Origin of the sequence: Arthrobacter sp. NPDC056691, from assembly GCF_042791415.1 — a bacterium.
Taxonomy (GTDB): Bacteria; Actinomycetota; Actinomycetes; order Actinomycetales; family Micrococcaceae; genus Arthrobacter.
Genome location: NZ_JBHTXX010000021.1, coordinates 11,927 through 31,701, shown reverse-complemented (window position 1 = coordinate 31,701; position 19,775 = coordinate 11,927). Strand labels below are relative to the sequence as shown.

19 protein-coding genes are annotated in these 19,775 nt (G+C 65.5%); 11 read left to right on the top strand and 8 right to left on the bottom strand.

Going from position 1 to position 19,775, the window contains the following annotated elements; translation table 11 throughout:
* Positions 1 to 83: 83 nt before the first annotated feature.
* Together ACFRAU_RS16335 and ACFRAU_RS16330 are read right to left on the bottom strand one after the other, a co-directional pair.
* Complete coding sequence (locus tag ACFRAU_RS16335) at positions 84 to 974, bottom strand: aldose 1-epimerase family protein (RefSeq protein WP_378000702.1); 891 nt, start codon at positions 972 to 974, stop codon at positions 84 to 86.
* A 62-nt stretch (positions 975 to 1,036) separates the two neighbouring features.
* Complete coding sequence (locus ACFRAU_RS16330; protein WP_378000701.1) at positions 1,037 to 1,912, bottom strand: SDR family NAD(P)-dependent oxidoreductase; 876 nt, start codon at positions 1,910 to 1,912, stop codon at positions 1,037 to 1,039.
* A gap of 532 nt (positions 1,913 to 2,444) precedes the next feature.
* Between ACFRAU_RS16330 and ACFRAU_RS16325 the strand changes: the two genes are divergently transcribed.
* The 7 genes from ACFRAU_RS16325 (at position 2,445) to ACFRAU_RS16295 (ending at position 9,760) form a co-directional block, all read left to right on the top strand.
* A complete protein-coding gene (locus ACFRAU_RS16325) occupies positions 2,445 to 3,836 on the top strand; it encodes a sugar porter family MFS transporter (RefSeq protein ID WP_378000700.1) in 1,392 nt (463 codons plus the stop codon).
* A gap of 159 nt (positions 3,837 to 3,995) precedes the next feature.
* Positions 3,996 to 4,805 (top strand): fumarylacetoacetate hydrolase family protein, encoded by an 810-nt coding sequence (locus ACFRAU_RS16320; protein ID WP_378000699.1) that lies wholly within the window; start codon positions 3,996 to 3,998, stop codon positions 4,803 to 4,805.
* A gap of 211 nt (positions 4,806 to 5,016) precedes the next feature.
* The gene (locus ACFRAU_RS16315) at positions 5,017 to 5,808 is read left to right on the top strand and encodes an IclR family transcriptional regulator (RefSeq protein WP_378000698.1); all 792 of its coding nucleotides are present in this window, start codon (positions 5,017 to 5,019) and stop codon (positions 5,806 to 5,808) included.
* A 240-nt stretch (positions 5,809 to 6,048) separates the two neighbouring features.
* On the top strand, positions 6,049 to 6,813 hold the full coding sequence (locus ACFRAU_RS16310; protein ID WP_378000697.1) for a ribonuclease activity regulator RraA: 765 nt from the start codon (positions 6,049 to 6,051) through the stop codon (positions 6,811 to 6,813).
* The gene (locus ACFRAU_RS16305) at positions 6,810 to 7,313 is read left to right on the top strand and encodes a nuclear transport factor 2 family protein (RefSeq protein WP_378000696.1); all 504 of its coding nucleotides are present in this window, start codon (positions 6,810 to 6,812) and stop codon (positions 7,311 to 7,313) included. Before ACFRAU_RS16310 ends, ACFRAU_RS16305 begins: the two co-directional genes overlap by 4 nt.
* A gap of 70 nt (positions 7,314 to 7,383) precedes the next feature.
* A complete protein-coding gene (locus tag ACFRAU_RS16300; protein WP_378000695.1) occupies positions 7,384 to 7,887 on the top strand; it encodes a nuclear transport factor 2 family protein in 504 nt (167 codons plus the stop codon).
* Positions 7,888 to 8,149: 262 nt separating this feature from the next.
* Positions 8,150 to 9,760, top strand: coding sequence for an aldehyde dehydrogenase (NADP(+)) (locus ACFRAU_RS16295; RefSeq protein ID WP_378000694.1), 1,611 nt, complete (start codon positions 8,150 to 8,152; stop codon positions 9,758 to 9,760).
* 524 nt (positions 9,761 to 10,284) lie between these two features.
* Here ACFRAU_RS16295 and ACFRAU_RS16290 read toward each other — a convergent pair.
* From ACFRAU_RS16290 to ACFRAU_RS16265, 6 genes are all read right to left on the bottom strand, one after another.
* A complete protein-coding gene (locus tag ACFRAU_RS16290; RefSeq protein ID WP_378000693.1) occupies positions 10,285 to 10,560 on the bottom strand; it encodes a hypothetical protein in 276 nt (91 codons plus the stop codon).
* Positions 10,561 to 10,736: 176 nt separating this feature from the next.
* The gene (locus tag ACFRAU_RS16285) at positions 10,737 to 11,069 is read right to left on the bottom strand and encodes a hypothetical protein (protein WP_378000692.1); all 333 of its coding nucleotides are present in this window, start codon (positions 11,067 to 11,069) and stop codon (positions 10,737 to 10,739) included.
* An 89-nt stretch (positions 11,070 to 11,158) separates the two neighbouring features.
* Positions 11,159 to 11,563 carry a universal stress protein gene (locus tag ACFRAU_RS16280; protein WP_378000691.1) on the bottom strand — a complete coding sequence of 135 codons (405 nt, stop codon included), beginning with the start codon at positions 11,561 to 11,563 and terminating at the stop codon, positions 11,159 to 11,161.
* Positions 11,560 to 13,092 (bottom strand): tripartite tricarboxylate transporter permease, encoded by a 1,533-nt coding sequence (locus ACFRAU_RS16275; protein WP_378000690.1) that lies wholly within the window; start codon positions 13,090 to 13,092, stop codon positions 11,560 to 11,562. The genes ACFRAU_RS16280 and ACFRAU_RS16275 overlap by 4 nt, the downstream gene beginning before the upstream one ends.
* A 9-nt stretch (positions 13,093 to 13,101) precedes the next feature.
* Complete coding sequence (locus ACFRAU_RS16270) at positions 13,102 to 13,689, bottom strand: tripartite tricarboxylate transporter TctB family protein (protein WP_378000689.1); 588 nt, start codon at positions 13,687 to 13,689, stop codon at positions 13,102 to 13,104.
* Between the two features lie 5 nt (positions 13,690 to 13,694).
* Positions 13,695 to 14,696, bottom strand: coding sequence for a Bug family tripartite tricarboxylate transporter substrate binding protein (locus ACFRAU_RS16265; RefSeq protein WP_377994816.1), 1,002 nt, complete (start codon positions 14,694 to 14,696; stop codon positions 13,695 to 13,697).
* Positions 14,697 to 14,839: 143 nt separating this feature from the next.
* Between ACFRAU_RS16265 and ACFRAU_RS16260 the strand changes: the two genes are divergently transcribed.
* The 4 genes from ACFRAU_RS16260 to ACFRAU_RS16245 all read left to right on the top strand — a co-directional run bounded on the left by ACFRAU_RS16260 (position 14,840) and on the right by ACFRAU_RS16245 (position 19,772).
* Positions 14,840 to 15,727 (top strand): LysR family transcriptional regulator, encoded by an 888-nt coding sequence (locus ACFRAU_RS16260; protein WP_377994881.1) that lies wholly within the window; start codon positions 14,840 to 14,842, stop codon positions 15,725 to 15,727.
* A 143-nt stretch (positions 15,728 to 15,870) separates the two neighbouring features.
* Positions 15,871 to 16,785, top strand: coding sequence for a 5-dehydro-4-deoxyglucarate dehydratase (gene kdgD, locus ACFRAU_RS16255; protein ID WP_378000688.1), 915 nt, complete (start codon positions 15,871 to 15,873; stop codon positions 16,783 to 16,785).
* Positions 16,786 to 16,833: 48 nt separating this feature from the next.
* The gene (locus tag ACFRAU_RS16250; protein WP_378000687.1) at positions 16,834 to 18,447 is read left to right on the top strand and encodes an aldehyde dehydrogenase (NADP(+)); all 1,614 of its coding nucleotides are present in this window, start codon (positions 16,834 to 16,836) and stop codon (positions 18,445 to 18,447) included.
* The gene (locus ACFRAU_RS16245; RefSeq protein ID WP_378000686.1) at positions 18,444 to 19,772 is read left to right on the top strand and encodes an enolase C-terminal domain-like protein; all 1,329 of its coding nucleotides are present in this window, start codon (positions 18,444 to 18,446) and stop codon (positions 19,770 to 19,772) included. Before ACFRAU_RS16250 ends, ACFRAU_RS16245 begins: the two co-directional genes overlap by 4 nt.
* Positions 19,773 to 19,775 lie beyond the last annotated feature (3 nt).

Genomic DNA, 19,775 nt, shown 5'->3' with positions numbered 1-19,775 from the left:
CTCGACCAACTTGGGCCTGACCCGGGCGCCGGATTTCGCATCCCCAGCGTGTTCCTGGCGGCGCTGATTTTCAATGAGGCCGTTCAGCATGGTGTCTCGATCTCCATCCTGTAGGCGTAGGTTCGGGTTTCATCAGGGAGCAGATGCTCCAGGTCTGCCCGGTTCCCTTCATCGCCCCTCCAATCACCGGGAGCCGGCAGGCCGCGCCATGGTTCGATGCAGAGGAAACCGCCTTCGTTGGGCGACCACAGCGCCAGCTGTCGGAAGCCGGTCCAGCTCAGGTGGATGGCGCGTCCGCTGGGGGACCGATATTGCACCGAGGAACTGCGGACCGTCTCAAGAATGATGGCGCCATCGGCGAACCTGCCGGGTGCGAGCTGGATTGCCCCGGCGGCAAGGGATGCATCTGCGAAGGATTCGGGCAGCAGGAGATTGTCCCGGGTTCTGCGGGTGGGGTGGGGCTCCGGCTGGTCGAAAATGAGCGTGTGCTCGTCGGCAGCGGTTTGGGGCTCCAGGGGCCAGTTGAAGGCCGGGTGTGAGCCGATGCCGAAGGGCGCGGTCTCCTTCCCGCGGTTATGCACCCGGAAGCTAATAAGCACACCTTTATCCGTCAGGTGGTAGTCGACCTCCAGCCGAAAACGGAACGGGTACTGTCCCCGTGTAGCGGGCGAATCCTCCAAGGCGAACGTGACGTGGTCACGTCCCTGGTCCGTGACTTCGAAGGCGAGATCCCGTGCGAAGCCGTGATGGCCCAGAGGATATTCCTGGCCGTTCACCCTGATCAGATCGTCCGGGTGCCGGCAGATTGCCGGGAATAGTACCGGGGCGTGCCTGGGCCAGGCAGGTCCGGCCTGCCAAAGGTATTCGTGCCCGTCCGGCCCGGTCAGGGATTGAAGTTCGGCTCCGCGAAGGGCGGCTGTCAGTTTGATGCCGTCCCGTGACAGCTCGATCTGCCTGTGCATCAGGGTAGGCATCGGGGCACACCCTGAACGGTCGGCCCGACGCACTCCTCGGTCTTCATTAACGCTCCTGCCTGCTACAGACTGTGCAGGGAGACAGGGAAGTCCGTGTAGGACCCTGGGTTGGCCGGGGGGTGGGGTTCCACCTGGGGTGCCCGTGCCTGTGCCGCCATTCCGCCGTCGATATTGAAGACCTGGCCGGTGATGTAGTCGGACTCGCTGGAACTGAGGAAAACGACGGCCTGGGCGACGTCGAGCGGGGTTCCCTGGCGGCCGAGCGGGATTTGTGCGTGCTGCAGGTTTCCGGAGTCCCAGTCCATGCGCCCGCCCTGGACGTTGATGGAGCCGGGCCGGATCGCGTTGGCACGGATGCCCCAGGGCGCAAGGTCCACGGCAATGGCGCGAGTAAAGGACTCCATGGCCCCCTTGACGGCGTCGTACGGGATTTGTTCGCGGTGTGCCCGGGCGGCGCCATGGGAGCTGATGTTCACGATGCTTCCGGGAAGACCCTCCGAAGCCAGCCGACGCGCCATGCGCTGTGAGCACGCGAAGAACATGGTCGTGTTCGCCGAAATGAATCGCTGCCACTGGGTGGGCTCGACGCCGAGAAACGGCTGGAAACAGGATTCGCTGATCCGGGTGTAGGCGTTGTTGACGAGCACGTCGACAGGTCCGAGTGCAGACTCGATCTCCGCGAAGAGCCGGTCCACATCCTGGATGTCCGTCAGGTCACCTGCAGCAGGGTGGGCCCTACCACCCGCCTCGATGATCCGCTTGCACAGTTCCTTTGCCCCGGCCGAGTCAATATCGGCCACAGCAACGGCTGCGCCCTCTTCCGCCAAGCGCAGCGCGATGGCTGCGCCGATGTTGTGTGCCGCTCCGGTAACCAGAGCGACCCTGCCCTCCAGCCGGCCCTGTGAGGCCAGCGGGCCCCGCTGTTCATTGCTGTTCATGCATGACGTCCTTGTCTGTGTGACCCCAAGCTGATGATGCTCATGAGGGGTGACCGGGCTCTAATTATCCATGAAAGGTACACCGCCTGTCCCGATCAACGCAATGTTATCCCAGCGAACGGGAAAAATTTGCAATCCTGAGAATTGCCGCTTGGGCCGCCGGTGCCGATGGAACGCGTACTCTCTGCGTATCAGCGGTCGACTGGCTGGGCGGGCGGCACGAACCAAAGCCGCGGCGCGCTGTCCCGGATAGGCCCGGGCATCAAAAGGGGGTCGCGCTTTGGACTGGTTCCCTACGGATTGCGCACGCATCTCGATCGAAACCAATCCACGCCCCGAATACCAAGGCCTTCTCATCCCGATAATCGGGACGAGTTCCGCTTATCTGGAACTTTGGGTTGTGATCCGAGTAACAGTGCGCTACCTTTGAATCAGAGAATCCCATTCACCATTGGATTGTCCCATTTATCGGGACGGTGAGGATTCAAATCGGATATGAACAGTGGTGTTCACGTCTTTTAGGAAGGTTCTTATGACAATCTCAGCCCACAAGCTCGGAACGGACCGCAGCCTCGGTCCGGTCCCCAAGCCTGGTTTGATCTATTTCTTCGGCGCCTTGGGCGGCATTCTCTTCGGTTACGAAACCGGCATCATCGCCGGAGCCCTTTCGTATATCCATGCCACTCCCGGATTTTCCGGGAGCGCCCTGAGCACCGGCATGATCGTGGGCGGCATCTCGATTGGTGCCATCATCGGGGCCGTCACTGCCGGCCGCCTGTCCGACCGCATCGGCCGGCGCCGAGTCATTCTTATTCTGGGCATCATCTTCATCGTGGGTTCCCTGGCCTGTTCCGTAGTACCCAACGACGGGCTGCTGATTGCCGGACGCATTTTCCTGGGGCTCGGCGTGGGCGGTTCCTCGGCGCTCGTTCCGGTCTACCTGTCCGAAATGGCCCCCGCTAAGGCACGCGGCCGCCTGGCAGGGCTGAACCAGCTGATGATTGTCACCGGCCTGCTGCTGGGCTACGGTGTCAACTTCCTCCTGGCAGGCTCAGGCGACTGGCGCCTGATGCTCGCCAGCGGTGCGCTGCCGGCAGTACTCCTCGTGGCAGGGCTTCCGTTCCTGCCCGAGAGCCCCCGCTGGCTGATGACCAAAGGACGCCGCGACGAGGCGGCCCGCCTGCTGTACGCCACCCGGTCCGCTGAGGAAGCAGCTGCCGACATCGAAGCCATCACGCGGGTAGAGGCTCAGAGTTCACGCTGGGAGCTACTGGCGAAGTGGGTTCGCCCCGCCGTCATCGTCGGCATTGGCGTCCCCATCCTCTGCCAGGCAACAGGCGTCAACATGGTCACGTACTATGCGCCCACAATCTTCGACAGCCTGAAACTGCCGCACGAAAACGCGCTGCTCTTCACCATCATTCTGGGCACCATCAAGGTGATCTCCGTGGTCATCGGCCTCCAGTTCATTGACCGCGTAGGCCGCAAGAAACTGCTGGTCGGCGGAAGCGCCTGCATGGCTGTGTGCATGGCCTGGATGGCCTTCGAGGCAAGCAAGGGCGACCAGATCAACCCCCTATCGATGCTCGTGGCCATGTCGGTCATGTTCGTCAGCTACTCCCTCACCTGGGGGCCGGTGAACTGGGTCGTACTCGGCGAGATCTTCCCCCTCCGCGTCCGTGGTGCTGCGATGGGCATGGCAAGCATGGTTACCTGGTTCGCCACCCTCGCCATCACCCTCGGATTCCCTCTGCTGCGAGAGGCCCTTGGCCTGGCGGGAACGATGCAACTCTTCGTCGTATGCAACATCCTCGGATTCCTGTTCTCCCTCAAGTTCGTCCGGGAAACCAAGGGCCGCAGCCTCGAGCAGATCGAACAGGACCTCCACGATCGCCACAACGCCAAGGTCGCTGCATCTGCATAGCACTAAAGGCGAAGGGGAAGGTGCTGGAGCGGCGCAACCGCACCAGCACCTTTCCGTTGTCGATACGGGCAGCAGCTGAATCGACGTTCGGACAGAAGCGCCTCGGGCGCGTTGATACGGGCAATATGCCAAGGGCCGGGACAACGGGAAGGAAATGCCATGAGGTACGCGCATATTGAACACGAGGGCCGGCGATATGCGGCCGTGGAAGCAGACGGAGGCTGGGCCGAGCTCGACGGGGATCTGGCGCAGGTTTTCGCCGGGCGGCAGGTCACAGCGAAGAAAGAAGCCGCGGCCGTCAAGAAGCCACGATTCCTGGCACCTTACGCAGGAGGCACGATCTTCGGTATCGGACTGAACTACCGGCAGACCATCGAGGAGATGGGTTTTCCCTTGCCGACGGAACCCTACCTGTTCCCCAAGCTCGCCAATAGTGTCACCGGTCCCGACGCACCCGTGGTCGCCGATCCGGAAGTCAGCCGCGAAGTCGACTGGGAGGGAGAGCTCGCAGTCATTATCGGCCGGCCGGCGTTCAGGGTCCCGGCCGAGGACGCCATGGACTACGTCTGGGGATACACGGCAGCCAATGACGTCTCGGCGCGCGACGTTCAGCGCGCAGACCCACAATGGGTGCGCGGCAAGGGACTGGACACCTTCTGTCCCTTGGGCCCCGTGGCCGTCACGCGTGACGAAATTCCAGATCCCCACGACATCCGCATCCGTACTTGGGTGGATGGCGAACTGGTGCAGGACGGCAACACCTCTGACATGCTCTTCCGCATCCCGACGCTGATCGAGTACCTCAGCAGATACTTCACCCTGCAGCCAGGGGACATCATCCTGACCGGAACCCCCTCGGGATGCGGCGGTTTCATGGATCCCCCCCGCTTTGTCCGGCCAGGCAGCGACATGCGAGTTGAAGTCTCGGACGTCGGAACGCTCCACAACCAGGTCGTCGCCGCGCCTTGAGACATAACAGATGCTCGGCGGCCGCACCCGGCTCGCATCCCGGATTCGGGTGACTCAGCGCGAGCTCTCTTTCCTGCAGTCAGACGGGCTCGCGCACCACAGCGCCCCCTGGACTGCCCGCGGCCGGTTGGCAGCTGGCTTTACGAGTCCCGATGATCGGGACTATGATCGCATTATCGGCATACGCCGGGATGACGGAAGAGGAGCGCGCATGGCAGCCACCACGGTGGGCAAGGGGTCGTTGGACCGCGGACTGGAGTTATTTAACCATCTGGCGCAAACCGGAGAATCATCGACTGCGGACCTCATCAAGGCGATGGGCATGAGCCGCAGTGCCATGTACCGACTGGTCGAGCGTCTGCAGGAGGACCAGTACATTGTCCAAACTCCGGCAGGACAGTGGAGGCTGGGTCCCTCCATCGCCCGGCTCGCGATGGCAGCCGTGCAATCGGTCGAGGTGATGGATGTCGCGCCAGACCTATTGCGCGCCCTGGCCCAGCAAACGCGCGAGAGCGTCAGCCTTGGCGTGCTCAGCGGCCACGAAATCGTATTCGTGTACCGCGAGCTCGGACCCCAATCGGTCAGGGTTAGTGCGGAACTGGGCGCCCGCCGGCCGCTCCATGCCACGTCCATCGGCAAGGCCTACCTTTCCGGCATGGCGGAACGGGAGCGGTCCGCCCTTCTGCGCCAACTCCAGTTCCGCTCCTTCACGCCTCACACGATCACGTCAAGGACCGACCTGGAAGAGGATCTGAACCGTTCCCTGGACCGCGGATGGACCGAGGAGCACCAGGAATTTGACCTTTCGAGCACGTGCTGCGGTGCCCCGATTTTTGACCACACCGGTCAGGTCGTCGCCGCAATCAGCGTGGCAGGACCAGCTGACCGGATGCAGGTCCAAACGGCAACCATCGGCCCCCTGGCATCAGCCACTGCGGCCGCCATTTCCCGGCGTCTGGGATATGAGCCCCGTCATGCCGCCCTGCAGGCCAACGCCGGATGAGCAGCTAACGGGTCGTTACACGCTCTGGCGAGGGCGCAGCGTGAGCCGCGTGCAGGTTTCTCAGGAACCCGCACGCGGCTCCTGCTTTTAAAAGTCCCGCTGCCATGATTCCCCAGTGCAATCCGCGCTACTTGGACACTTCACACCCGCCTGGTCTGGCACGGTGACTGAAAAGATGCCATACTTTCAATAAGCGGGATATAGTCCCGATAAACGGGACATAGCGAAAGCGAGCAACTCATGTCAGAAATCAGCCAGCAGGCGCCCCTGGGGGATGAAGTATTCGAGCTCCTGGGTCGCTCGAGCACCTCGACCCTTGCAACGCAGCTCTACAAGAAGGGGATCCGGCAGCCGTTCCTCGTTGGCCTGAGTCCTGTGGGTGACAAGTTCGAGGGCTTCGTGGGCGAGGCCTACACGATGCGTTTCATTCCGGCGCGTGAAGACATCGACCCGCTCGATGACCCGTACCGCACAGGCAACGTCCTCCAGTGGGAAGCCGTTGAGCAGGTCGGCCGCCGGCAAGTCATCGTGGTCGACAGCCGTGGCGACACCAGCGCCGCTTCGGCAGGGGACATGCTCATCACCCGTGCCATGAAGCGCGGCGCAGCGGGGTTCGTCACCGACGGAGCGTTCCGCGACGGGCACGCGATTGCCGAACTCGGTTTTCCGGCCTATGCCAAGTGCATCACCGCCACGACCCGGCCGGCCTCGTTCCACGTTGCCGAACTGCAGGTCCCGATCGGATGCGCCGGCGTCGCGGTCTACCCCGGAGATATCCTCGTGGGCGACCGGGACGGGATCATCGTCGTTCCCCGCGCCCTCGCGGCGGAGCTGGCAGCACCCGCCGCCGAGCAGGAGGCTCTGGAGCAGTACCTCCACAACCGCGTCCGCGCCGGTGAGTCCCTGTGGGGCGTGTACCCGCCGGACGAGCACACCCTGAACGACTACCGGGCCTGGCAACGGGAACAAAACCACAATAACGAGACCGAAAGGGTGAACGCATGACCCGCTTCGCCGACCTTCCCAGGCACGAAAAGCGCCGCCGGATGGAGGAAACCATCCGCACGTACTTCGATGGCTGCAACGAAGCAGACATAGACAAGATGGCCTCCCAGTTCACGGACGACGCCGTCCACTACTTTCCCCCCGGGCTCGAAGGCCCCTGGACCGGAAACCGGACCATCGCCGAAAACTGGCGCAGGCTCGTCATGACCATCGGCTCCGCCTGGTCCATCGAAAGGCTGATTGCCGAGCCCGAGTCCCTGCAGGCCATCATCGAATGGACCCACTGGAAGACCGTCAAAGGCGGCTACTTGCGCGGCGACGAGTGGTACAAGTTCGATCCCGAGAGCGGGAAGATTACCGAGATCCGCGCCGCCTACGCCTCGGCCCCGGACGGACGCGACGCACTCACGATGCAAGGCTACGACTACGAGGCTAACAACTACCACATGGCACCTCCCGTGCCCCGGCCCCACTCCGACGCCCTCGCGGCAGCCCAGTAGCAAGCGAGGGCCTCTTCAACGGGGTAAGTAGCAAACACTTCATCGAACAAGACACCGAAAGGGTGCAGGCATGACACGCTTTGCGGAACTCCCGCGCGAGGAACAGCGACGCCGGATAGAGACAACCATCCGGACGTATTTCGACGGCTGCAACGAAGCCGACGTTGAGAAGATGATCGCCCAGTTTACCGACGACGCCGTTCACTATTTCCCCCCCGGCCTCGACGGCCCCTGGATCGGCAGCCGGACCATCGCCGAGAACTGGCGCCGACTCACCATGACCATCGACTCCGCCTGGTCCATCGAGCGGCTCATCGGTGAGCCGGAAACGTTCCAGGCCGCCATCGAATTCACTCACTGGAAACCCGCCCGCAACGGCTACGTCCGGGGATCTGAGTGGTACAAAATCGATCCGGAAACCGGCAAAATCACCGAGATCCGCGCCTTCTACTCCTCGGCTCCGGACAGCCGCGGTGCAAACACGCTCGAGGGTTATGACTACGAGGCCAACGGCTACCACATGGCACCGCCGGTCAATCGCCCGCATCCTGGTGCCATCGCGCTTCCGGCCTAAAAACATGCTCGCGCCCGGCTGCGACGAGCCAGCCGAGCGCGGGGGCGGACCGCACCTGCAGCCCAGCCCGCATTCCCCTTTGGGTGTTCTCCACCTTCAACGGCTTTCAGGCCCCTATCGTTGCCGGCTTGGCCGATGGGCAGAAGGCACTTTCGATGACACGTCCATCTAGCCCGTATAACCACCCAGAATCGTCAGGTCTGTCGGCGAAGGCGGAATTTCGCCGCGTCGACTCCTTACTAAAAAGAACAGGAGAACCATCGTGACCCTCACCGGACATTGCCTGATCGCCGGACAGACCGTTGCCGGCGAAGGCAAGACCACCTTCGCCTTCAACCCGGCCAGCAACGAACAGCTCGAACCCGCCTACACCCTGCTCACCGCGGAGCAGCTCAAGGCGGCCACGTCCGCGGCCGCCGAGGCCTTCGCGTCCTTCAGCACCCTTGACCCCGAAACCCACGCCGCGTTCCTGGACGCGATCGCGGACAACATCGAAGCCATCGGCGACGAACTGATCGTCCGCGCCGGCCAGGAAACCGGCCTGCCCGCGGCCCGGCTGACCGGCGAACGCGCCCGCACCACCGGCCAGCTCCGCCTCTTCGCCAACGTGGTCCGCCAGGGCGACTTCCGCGGCGTCCGCATCGACCCGGCCCTCCCGGACCGCACCCCACTGCCGCGCGCCGACATCCGCCAGCGCCAGATCCCCCTCGGCCCCGTCGCCGTCTTCGGCGCCAGCAACTTCCCGCTGGCCTTCTCGACGGCGGGAGGAGACACCGCCTCAGCCCTCGCCGCCGGCTGCCCCGTCGTCTTCAAAGCCCACAACGCCCACCCCGGAACCAGCGAACTCGTCGGCCAGGCCATCACCAAAGCCGTCACCGACGCCGGCCTGCACCCGGGCGTCTTCTCCCTCATCTACGGCCCCGGCGCCAGCATCGGCCAGGCCCTCGTCGCCGACCCGGCCATCAAGGCCGTCGGCTTCACCGGTTCCCAGTCCGCCGGTGTCGCCCTGATGCGCACCGCCGCCGCACGCCCCGAACCCATCCCGGTCTACGCGGAAATGTCCTCGCTCAACCCGGTCTTCGTCTTCCCCGGCGCCCTCAAGGGGGACATCGACGCGCTGGCGCAGCAGTACGTCACCGCCGTGACCGGCAGCTCAGGCCAGCTCTGCACCTCCCCCGGCCTGCTGTTCGCCCCCGCCGGTGAGGCGGGCGACAAACTCGCCGCCGCCGTCGGCCGCGCCGTCGCCGCCTGCGCCGGACAGACCATGCTCACCGCAGGCATCGCCGGCTCCTGGAACGCGGGCACGGAGGCGCTCGGCGCCGCCGAGAACGTCACCGTCGTCGGCACCGGAACCCCCGGCCCCACCCAAAACGCCCCGGCACCGGCGATCTACGGCACCGGCATCCGCGACTTCATCACCAACGAAGTTCTGCACGCGGAGATCTTCGGCGCCGCGTCCCTGGTGATCCGCTACTCCTCCGCCGAGGAACTGATCGAGGCCACCCACCGGATCGAAGGGCAGCTCACCGCTTCCCTGCAGCTCACCGAAGAGGACTACCCGACGGCGGCACAACTGATCCCCGCACTCGAACAGAAAGTCGGACGCATCATTGTGAACGGCTGGCCCACCGGCGTCGAAGTCGGCCACGCCATGGTCCACGGCGGCCCCTTCCCCGCCACCTCCGACACCCGCACCACCTCCGTCGGCACCCTTGCCATCAACCGCTTCCTCCGCCCCGTCGCCTACCAGAACCTCCCCCAGGAACTCCTCCCGGCAGCCCTCCAGGACACCAACCCCTGGCACCTGAACCGCCGCATCGACGGCACAGTTACCGCTGCTGACGAAGACGAGACGGCAGCAAGCTACGCCTAACCGCTGCCACTGCAACCCGCGTCGGTTACTGTCGCCCCTCGTACGCCAGACGCGAAAGGTAGTGGACCGTGGCACTTTGACCACCGGCGGCGGGAGGAGTCGTTCCTCCGCAACATCCCGCCGCCGGTTCCACGTGCCCGCCGACGCCCTGAACAGAGAAAATTCTTTGGGGGTCAGTAGCCGTTGTTGGCATCGACAGTCCTTCGAGGGGCAGCAACCCGCCGCCGAAGTGTCGGACCTTAATTTCGACACGCTGCGGCAGGGGGTGGGCGCCGCCTTGCTGAACTACAGCCCAACCTGACGTCAGGCACGAAGCCGAATGGCGTCAGAATAGGGTCCGGATTCCTCTTTTCTGACAAGGGCTTCGGGAACTCTTAGATCGCAACCTGACACAGACACCGCATCCAACGATGAGCCGATCACAGGCGGGCCCGAACCACCCCCGGCGGCTACCACTACACCGAACTGTGCCGCAGCACGGAAAAGCCCCGGACCTGAAAGATCCGGGGCTGCGCAGGGTCCTGTTACCGCTCGATGCTGACGGTGAGATCCAGGTGGATGTCGGTGCCGGCGGCCAGGCGTTCCTGGAGGTAACGGGCAAGGCTCGCGTCGCTTGCGGTGTGAACGCCTTGCGGGATCGCTCCACGGAGCAGAGCCTTGGTGTTGGTGGACTTAACCATGTCCAGCGGCGCCCACCCACGGTGGGTGGACGTGAGGCGCTCCAGGTCGGTGCGGAAGGAGCGCCGGTGGTCGTCGCGGACCGTGGCGCACATGGTGAATGGGATGAAAGCAGTAGGCAAAGATGTCCTCTCAAGAGGCAGCCGGTGGTCGGCGCCCATATAGAACAAGGTCCGTTTGGCCGCTGTTATTCCGTTTCGGCAGGTTATGAGTCCGACGTCACGGCGGAGTGATCCCGACCCGCCAGCAACAAACGCCCGACGCCGGATCCGTCACCATAGCGGGTGGAAACGGTGCCCTAGCGGCGGGCCCTGTCCGCGGCGGCCTTCCGGAAAACCGTCAGCCCGTCCTTCTGGTGGATCATCGCCCGGCCCTTGCCGTCTTCCTGGATGATCCAGAAAACGCTGCCATCCAGCGCCACCATGTCAACGCGCCCGCTGGCCATGACCCGCCGGTCGCGGCACACAGTAACCTCGTCCGAACGCGAAAGCTTGCACCAGTTGGGGACCGGCTCGAGGGGGATGGGGCGGGCCTGCCCGCCGGCGGCGATAGGCGGCTTGCGCAGGCGGTACTGGCGGGGCGCTGCGATCGGCGTGGCTGCGCTCGGCGTGGGTGCCATCAAAGTGGACATGGGTCTTTACCTTTAGAAGAGTATGGCTAAGGCGGGCCGGAATCCTGTTCGGGTGCCGGCCCGCCTCTTACCAAGCGGTGGTTCTGGAACTAAAACTGGCCGCCGTCGGCCTTCACGGCCAAAACGGGACGGTCAGCCTGCATGAGGATGCGCTGCGCGTGGCTGCCAAGGATGAACTTGCCCACCTGCGTGCGGTGCCGCAGCCCGATGACGATCAGGGAGGCGTTTTCATCCCGGGCGACGTCGAGGAACTCATCCGCCAGATCATGCTGGTAAGGCGGCTGGATCACCCGGGCCGTCACGCCTGCGTCCGCCGCCTGCTGGGCGGCCTTGGCCAGGACATCGTCCGGCGCCACGGACTTGTCCACCAGGGCGCCTTCACGGGCGGAGTTGACGATCACCAGATCCTTGTTGCGGAGGCGGGCCTCCGCAATGCCGGCCGCCAGGGCGGCCTCCCCCGCCGGGGTGGGGACGAATCCAACGATGATGCTCATACCTTCTCCTTGATTTCAGTGGCGGCGGTTCCCGCGGGGACGGGGGCCTTGCGCTTGGCCAGCGCTGAGCGGATGCCCGGAAGCACGGCCACGGCGACGAACACGATGAGGAGCGTGGCGGAAATGGGCCGGCTGAAGAAGCCCATTGGGTCGCCGCCAAACACCAGCAGCGCGCGGCGCAGGGAGCTTTCCAGCAGGGAACCCAACACGAAGGCCAGCACCAGCGGCCCCGGTTCGAAACCGAACTTCTTCATCAGGTAGCCCACGATCCCGAAGACCACCACGAGCGTTACGTCGAACATGCTGTTGTTGATCGTGTACGCGCCGAGCAGGGTGATCAGCGCCGTGATGGGCGCCAGGATCGCGGCGCGGACGCGGAGGATCTTCACGAAGATCCCCACCAGCGGCAGGCTCATGATCAGCAGCAGGATGTTGCCGATGTACATGGAGTTCACCACGCCCCAGAACAGTCCCGGGTCCTGCTCCACGAGCTGCGGGCCGGGGGTGACGCCCTGAATCAGCAGTGCGCCGAACATCAGCGCCATGGTGGCGTTGGCCGGGATGCCGAGGGTCAGCAGCGGAATGAACGACGACGTCGCCGCGGCGTTGTTGGCGGTTTCCGGCCCGGCCACGCCCTCCGGCGCACCCTTGCCGAAGCGCTCCGGCTGTTTGGCCCGCTTCTTCTCCATGGCGTACGAGGCCATCGAGGCGATCGTGGCACCGCCGCCGGGCAGGATGCCCAGGAAGAAGCCGAGGACCGAACCGCGTCCGATCGCGCCGGACGCCTGCTTGAGGTCGCCCCGGGAGGGCCAGACATTTGCGACGGCGGAGGGGGCCTTTGCGGCGCGGTGGCGCTCCTCGAGGTTGTACATGATCTCGCCGAGGCCGAAGATACCCATGGCGATCGGCACGAAGTCGATGCCGTCCGCCAGCTCCAGGCTGCCGAAGGTGAACCGGTTTTCACCGGTGAAGATGTCCCGGCCAACGGTGGCCAGCAACAGTCCGATCGCGGCGGCGATGAGTGCCTTGGTCTTGGAACCGCTGCTGATGGTGGCCACCAGCAGGATGCCCAGCAGCGCCAGCGCGGTGTATTCGGCGGGACCGAAGTCCAGCGCGAAGCTCGCCACGATCGGGGCCAGGAACGTCAGGCCGACGATGGACGCGGTGCCGCCGATGAACGAGCCGATGGATGCCAGGCCGAGGGCCGTGCCGGCCCGTCCCTGCTTGGCCATCTGGTAGCCGTCGAAGACCGTCACCACCGAGGACGCCTCGCCAGGCAGCCGCAGCAGCACCGAGGTGATGGTGCCGCCGTACTGGGCGCCGTAGAAAATGCCGGCCAGCATGATGATGGCGGTGACGGGCTCAACGTTGTAGGTCAGCGGCAGCAGGATGGCGATGGTCGCCGCGGGCCCCAGGCCGGGCAATACGCCGATCAGCATGCCGATAACGACGCCGATCAGGCAGTACAGGAGGTTCATTGGCTCCAGGACGACTGCAAATCCGTTGATCACGGGATTCAGGAAATCCACGGTGGTCTCCTAGAAGAGGTGGGGGATGGAAGTGTTGAGCGCCGTCACGAAGATGCCGTAGAAGGCTGCCACGACGACGGCGCTCACCAGCAGCGTGGAACGCCAGGTTTCGCCGCCGAGGAAGCGCATCCAGATGATGCACAGCACCAGGGCCGGCAGTTCGAAGCCGGCGACCGGCATGAGGGCCACCATGGCGGCCAGGGTGACCAGCCCGGTCAGCGGCGCCACGGACATGCGGGTGAACTTCTCCGCGTCCCGGTTGTGCCTGCCCATGATCAGCTGGAACAGTCCGAGGACCACCATGACGCAGCTGATCATGAACGGCCACAGGCCAGGCTGCGGGGCTGCCGGTGTGCCCAGGCCCATGGCCACGGACAGGACCACGGCCCCGACGCCGACGCCGATGACCACCAGGGAGGATCCCACGTTGGCCAGCGCACCGGCGGCCGGGGGCTTTTCTTCCTCCCACTGGGCCGCCAGCTGTTCCGGGGTCAGATCGTCGGGCTCGCCGACGGGAAGGTCATTGGTGCCGTTCCCGGCGGAGGAAACTGCGTTGGAGCTGTTCCCTCCGCCGGATACCGGTGATGCTGCCTGCATTGGAATCACTTGTTCCCGGCGAGGCTGATGCTGTACTTCTCCACCAGGGCCTTGTACTTGGCTGCGTAGTCCTTCCACTGGGTGACTACTTCCGCACCGGAGATTTCCTTCGGAGTCAGCATGTTCTTCTTGTTGAACTCCTTGTATGAGTCCGACTTCAGGGTGTCCTGGATGGCGGCGAGGAGCTTGTCCTTGACCTCCTTGGGAGTCCCCTTCGGGGCGGCGACGGCACGGTACTGGGCGACCGGAACGTCGTAGCCCGATTCCTTGGCGGTGGGCGTGTCCGGCAGGAAGGAGTTGCGCTCCTCAGAGAAGACCAGCAGCGGGGATACCTTGCCGGCCTGGATCTGCGGCATGGCCTCGCCGAGCTGGATGGTGGCCAGTTCCACCTGGTTGCCCAGGACGGCGGTCAGCGCGGGCTTGCCGCTGTCGAAGGGAACGTCGGTGCCCTTGACGTTGGCCTGCTTGAAGAGCACGGTCTGGGCGAGCTGGCTGCCGGTGCCGACGCCGGTGGTGCCGTAGGTGACGTTGCGGCCGGCCGAGGTCACGTCCTTGATGGACTTGAAGCCGGACTTTTCGCTGGCCACCAGCACATAGTCGTCCTGGGACAGGCCGGTGATGATGTCGAAGTCATCGATGTTCACTGCTTCGTCCTGGGTCACGGCCAGCGGCGTGATGGTGATCAGGGAGGCGGTGAGCAGCAGCAGGTTCTGGCCGTCGGCCGGTTTGCCCGCCACTTCCTTGCTGGCCAGTGCGCCGTTGGCACCGGGCTTGTTCACGACGGGAATCGGGGCGCCGAGGGTTTTGGCAGCACCTTCGGAGACGGCGCGCGCAATGAGGTCGGTGCTGCCGCCGGGTGCCTGGCCCACGGTGAGGGTGACCGGGCCGTTGGGGTACTTCGATGAATCGCTGCTGCCGCCGGCAACGTTGCCGCATGCGGTCATGGCCAGCAGGGTGATGGCCGACGCCGCTCCGAGAACGGCGCGGCGGGTGGGGAAGTGCATCATTGAAACTCCTCGTTTGCACTGCGGGCTGCCTCAGCCCCCAGGTGTGTGTGAACCGGGTCACTGCCAGTTCGCTAGGTCGAGTGTAGGGACGCGTTATGATGCATGTCTAAGCCCAAATATGCATCGAGTAATACCGGGAGAGCATCACGTTTACCTTCGACCAGCTGACCGGCTTCATCGCAGTCGCCGAGGAACTGCACTTCGGCCGGGCCGCCGAACGCCTCAACATGACCCAGCCGCCACTGAGCCGCCAGATCCAGAAACTGGAGAAGACTGTGGGGGCCGAACTCCTCGAGCGGGACAACCGCCGGGTTGAGCTGACCGCCGCCGGACGCGCGTTCCTTGACGAGGCCCGCAGGCTCATGGCGCTGGCCAGCCGGGCACCCGTGACGGCGCGGCGCATTGCCTCCGGCCGGCAGGGCCATCTCCGCATCGGCTTCACGGCCGCCAGCGGATTCAGCATCCTGGGCCCGCTGCTGGAGGAGATCGGCGCAATCGTGCCCGATGTGGACATCGACCTCCAGGAGTTGGTCACGGGCGAACAGATCCAGGGCCTGCTTACCGGCGAACTGGACCTCGGCCTGGCGCGTCCACCCTTCGACACTGAAGTTTTCGACTCCCACCTGCTGTACCGCGAGTCGATGGTGCTGGCGGTTCCGGCATCACACCCCCTCGCGGACCTCAAGCGGGACATCCAAAACGAGGACCTCAAGGACGAGCCGCTCATCATGCATTCCCCCACGCAGGCCAGGTACTTCTACGACCTCGTGGTCCGGCTGCACGCCATCCGGCATGAAAACGTGGTGCACACCGTCAGCCAGATCCTCACCATGGTCTCGCTGGTGGCCGCCAAGCGGGGGGTGGCCTTCGTACCCCACTCGGCAACAGCGCTGGGCATCCGGGGTGTTTCGTTCCTGCGTCTGGCCAGCGGTGAAGAGGAACCCGTGGAGCTGCATGCCATCTGGAACAGGGACGCCAAAAACCCGGCTCTGGTGCGGCTGCTGCGCGACCTGGAGTTTGCGGCCAACTGAGCGCTTCCGGCTTCGGCTGGCTCAATGCGCCCAGGGTATCAATAGATACAAAAATGCACTTGGACAGGCATGGACGGGCCTCCCTAATCTGAAAAGGAACCACACCACCCCGCCGCTCCCGGCACCGACTCCAAGGACATCCCGTGGCAAAACTTTCACCCCAGGAACTCGCCAACACCCTCAAGGACGGGCTGCTGTCCTTCCCCGTAACCTCCTTCGATGCAGAGCTGCAGTTCGACGAGGAAAACTACCGCAAGCACCTTGCATGGCAGGCCAGCTACCCCGTTGCCGGCCTCTTCGCCGCCGGCGGCACGGGTGAGGGCTTCTCGCTCACCCCGTCCGAGTCGGCCCGCGTGGTCCGTGCCGCCGTCGAGGAAGTGGGCAACACCGTCCCCGTCCTGGCCTCCGCCGGCGGCTCCACCGCCCAGGCCATCGAAAACGCCAAGGCCGCGGAGGCCGCCGGCGCCGAGGGCATCCTGCTCCTGCCGCCGTACCTGACCGAAGCGGACCAGGGCGGCCTGATCGATCACGTCAGCGCCGTGTGCAGCGCCACCTCGCTCGGCGTCATCATCTACAACCGCGCCAACGCCATCTACAAGGACACCACGGTGGCCACCCTGGCCGACCGCCACGAGAACCTGATCGGCTTCAAGGACGGCGTGGGCGATCTCGAGCACGACGCGCGTGTCTACGCCAAGCTCGGCGACCGCCTGTTCTACCTGGGCGGCCTCCCCACCGCAGAGACCTTCGCACTGCCGCTCCTGCAGCTGGGCATGAGCACCTACTCCAGCGCCATGTACAACTTCGTTCCGCAGTTCGCGCTGGACTTCTACCAGGACGTCCGCAACCAGGACCGCGCGGCGGTCAACCAGAAACTCAACGACTTCGTCATCCCCTACCTGGACATCCGCGACCGCGTGAAGGGCTACGCCGTCTCCATCGTCAAGGGCGGCCTCGACGCGATCGGCCGTTCCGCCGGCGGCGTCCGTCCCCCGCTGCAGAACATGGCCGAAAAGGACCTGGCCGACCTCAAGGCACTCATCGCCAAGGTCTCCTAGTTGCCGGCCGCTTAGCCAACCCCCCAACTTTTACCCAGGAGAACCATCGTGACCCTCACCGGACATTCCCTGATCGCCGGACAGACCGTTGCCGGCGAAGGCAAGACCACCTTCGCCTTCAACCCGGCCAGCAACGAACAGCTCGAACCCGCCTACACCCTGCTCACCGGGGAACAACTGAAGGGGGCCACTGCCGCTGCCGCCGAGGCCTTCGCGTCCTTCAGCACCCTTGACCCCGAAACCCACGCCGCGTTCCTGGACGCGATCGCGGACAACATCGAAGCCATCGGCGACGAACTGATCGTCCGCGCCGGCCAGGAAACCGGCCTGCCCGCGGCCCGGCTGACCGGCGAACGCGCCCGCACCACCGGCCAGCTCCGCCTCTTCGCCAACGTGGTCCGCCAGGGCGACTTCCGCGGCGTCCGCATCGACCCGGCCCTCCCGGACCGCACCCCTCTGCCGCGCGCCGACATCCGCCAGCGCCAGATCCCCCTCGGCCCCGTCGCCGTCTTCGGCGCCAGCAACTTCCCGCTGGCCTTCTCGACGGCGGGAGGAGACACCGCCTCAGCCCTCGCCGCCGGCTGCCCCGTCGTCTTCAAAGCCCACAACGCCCACCCCGGCACGAGCGAACTCGTCGGCCAGGCCATCACCAAAGCCGTCACCGACGCCGGCCTGCACCCGGGCGTCTTCTCCCTCATCTACGGCCCCGGCGCCAGCATCGGCCAGGCCCTCGTCGCCGACCCGGCCATCAAGGCCGTCGGCTTCACCGGTTCCCAGTCCGCCGGTGTCGCCCTGATGCGCACCGCCGCCGCACGCCCCGAACCCATCCCGGTCTACGCGGAAATGTCCTCGCTCAACCCGGTCTTCGTCTTCCCCGGCGCCCTCAAGGGGGACATCGACGCCCTGGCGCAGCAGTACGTCACCGCCGTGACCGGCAGCTCAGGACAGCTCTGCACCTCCCCCGGCCTGCTGTTCGCCCCGGCCGGTGAGGCGGGCGACAAACTCGCCGCCGCCGTCGGCCGCGCCGTCGCCGCCTGCGCCGGACAGACCATGCTCACCGCAGGCATCGCCGGCTCCTGGAACGCGGGCACGGAGGCGCTCGGCGCCGCCGAGAACGTCACCGTCGTCGGCACCGGAACCCCCGGCCCCACCCAGAACGCCCCGGCACCGGCGATCTACGGCACCGGCATCCGCGACTTCATCACCAACGAAGTTCTGCACGCGGAGATCTTCGGCGCCGCGTCCCTGGTGATCCGCTACTCCTCCGCCGAGGAACTGATCGAGGCCACCCACCGGATCGAAGGGCAGCTCACCGCTTCCCTGCAGCTCACCGAAGAGGACTACCCGACGGCGGCACAACTGATCCCCGCACTCGAACAGAAAGTCGGACGCATCATTGTGAACGGCTGGCCCACCGGCGTCGAAGTCGGCCACGCCATGGTCCACGGCGGCCCCTTCCCCGCCACCTCCGACACCCGCACCACCTCCGTCGGCACCCTGGCCATCAACCGCTTCCTCCGCCCCGTCGCCTACCAGAACCTCCCCCAGGAACTGCTGCCCGCGCCCCTGCGGGACACCAACCCCTGGCAGCTGAACCGCCGCATCGACGGTACGGTCATCGCCGCTGACGCCGCTGCAGAGAAAGAGGAGGTCAACGCATGACCGCCCAGCCCACAATCTCCCGCGTGGAAGTAGTCCAGGTTGCCGGCTACGACAGCATGCTGATGAACCTCAGCGGCGCGCACGGGCCGTTCTTCACCCGGAACGTGGTCATCGTGACCGACTCCGACGGCCGCACCGGCCTCGGCGAGGTCCCCGGCGGCGAGAAGATCCGCACCACCATCGAGGAAGCCGGCGCGCTGATCGCCGGCAAGCCGGTGGCACGCTACCGCTCGCTGCTCCGCGAAATCGCCGCGGAGTTCGCCGACCGCGACGCCGGGGGCCGTGGCCTGCAGACCTTCGACCTTCGCACCACCGTCCACGCAGTCACCGCCGTCGAATCCGCACTGCTGGACCTGCACGGCCAGTTCCTCGGCGTCCCCGTGGCCGAACTGCTCGGCGACGGCCAGCAGCGCACCTCCGTGCCGATGCTCGGCTACCTGTTCTTCGTCGGTGACCACAAGCGGACAGGTCTTCCGTACCTCGTGGAGGACGCGCCGTCGGACCGCTGGGAAGAACTGCGGCGCCAGGAGGCCATGACCCCCGAGGCCGTGGTTGCCCTGGCCGAAGCCGCGCAGGAGCGCTACGGCTTCAGCGACTTCAAGCTCAAGGGCGGTGTGCTGTCCGGCGACGACGAAGTGGACGTGGTCACGGCGCTGGCGAAGCGCTTCCCCGCTGCCCGCGTCACCCTGGACCCGAACGGCGGCTGGCTGCTCGAGGAGGCCATCCGGCTGGGCAAGCGGATGCAGGGCGTCGTGGCCTACGCCGAGGACCCCTGCGGCGCTGAAGGCCGCTTCTCCGGACGCGAGGTCATGGCCGAGTTCCGCCGGGCCACCGGGCTGAAGACCGCCACCAACATGATCGCCACGGACTGGCGCGAAATGGCGCATGCCATCCGCAGCAACGCCGTCGATATCCCGCTGGCGGACCCGCACTTCTGGACCATGCACGGTTCGGTCCGCGTAGCGCAGCTGTGCAACGAGTTCGGCCTGACCTGGGGCTCGCACTCAAACAACCACTTCGACATCTCGCTGGCCATGTTCACGCACACCGGCGCGGCAGCACCCGGCGAGATCACCGCGCTGGACACGCACTGGATCTGGCAGGACGGCCAGGGCCTGACCAAGAACCCGCTGCAGATCAAGGGCGGCGCCATCGAGGTTCCTGCTGCGCCCGGACTCGGCATCGAGCTGGACCGCGATGCGCTGGACAAGGCGCACCAGCTGTACCTGGAGCATGGCCTCGATGCCCGCGACGACAGCATCGGCATGCAGTACTACATCGACGGCTGGTCCTTCGACCCGAAGCGCCCCTGCCTGGTCCGGTAAGCC

Coding starts and splice junctions, on each gene's coding strand:
- ACFRAU_RS16335 (WP_378000702.1), bottom strand. CDS start 974: ATGCCTACCCTGATGCACAGGCAGATCGAGCTGTCACGGGACGGCATC.
- ACFRAU_RS16315 (WP_378000698.1), top strand. CDS start 5,017: ATGGCAGCCACCACGGTGGGCAAGGGGTCGTTGGACCGCGGACTGGAG.
- ACFRAU_RS16300 (WP_378000695.1), top strand. CDS start 7,384: ATGACACGCTTTGCGGAACTCCCGCGCGAGGAACAGCGACGCCGGATA.
- ACFRAU_RS16280 (WP_378000691.1), bottom strand. CDS start 11,563: ATGAGCATCATCGTTGGATTCGTCCCCACCCCGGCGGGGGAGGCCGCC.
- ACFRAU_RS16330 (WP_378000701.1), bottom strand. CDS start 1,912: ATGAACAGCAATGAACAGCGGGGCCCGCTGGCCTCACAGGGCCGGCTG.
- ACFRAU_RS16310 (WP_378000697.1), top strand. CDS start 6,049: ATGTCAGAAATCAGCCAGCAGGCGCCCCTGGGGGATGAAGTATTCGAG.
- ACFRAU_RS16270 (WP_378000689.1), bottom strand. CDS start 13,689: ATGCAGGCAGCATCACCGGTATCCGGCGGAGGGAACAGCTCCAACGCA.
- ACFRAU_RS16305 (WP_378000696.1), top strand. CDS start 6,810: ATGACCCGCTTCGCCGACCTTCCCAGGCACGAAAAGCGCCGCCGGATG.
- ACFRAU_RS16265 (WP_377994816.1), bottom strand. CDS start 14,696: ATGATGCACTTCCCCACCCGCCGCGCCGTTCTCGGAGCGGCGTCGGCC.
- ACFRAU_RS16320 (WP_378000699.1), top strand. CDS start 3,996: ATGAGGTACGCGCATATTGAACACGAGGGCCGGCGATATGCGGCCGTG.
- ACFRAU_RS16245 (WP_378000686.1), top strand. CDS start 18,444: ATGACCGCCCAGCCCACAATCTCCCGCGTGGAAGTAGTCCAGGTTGCC.
- ACFRAU_RS16285 (WP_378000692.1), bottom strand. CDS start 11,069: ATGTCCACTTTGATGGCACCCACGCCGAGCGCAGCCACGCCGATCGCA.
- ACFRAU_RS16325 (WP_378000700.1), top strand. CDS start 2,445: ATGACAATCTCAGCCCACAAGCTCGGAACGGACCGCAGCCTCGGTCCG.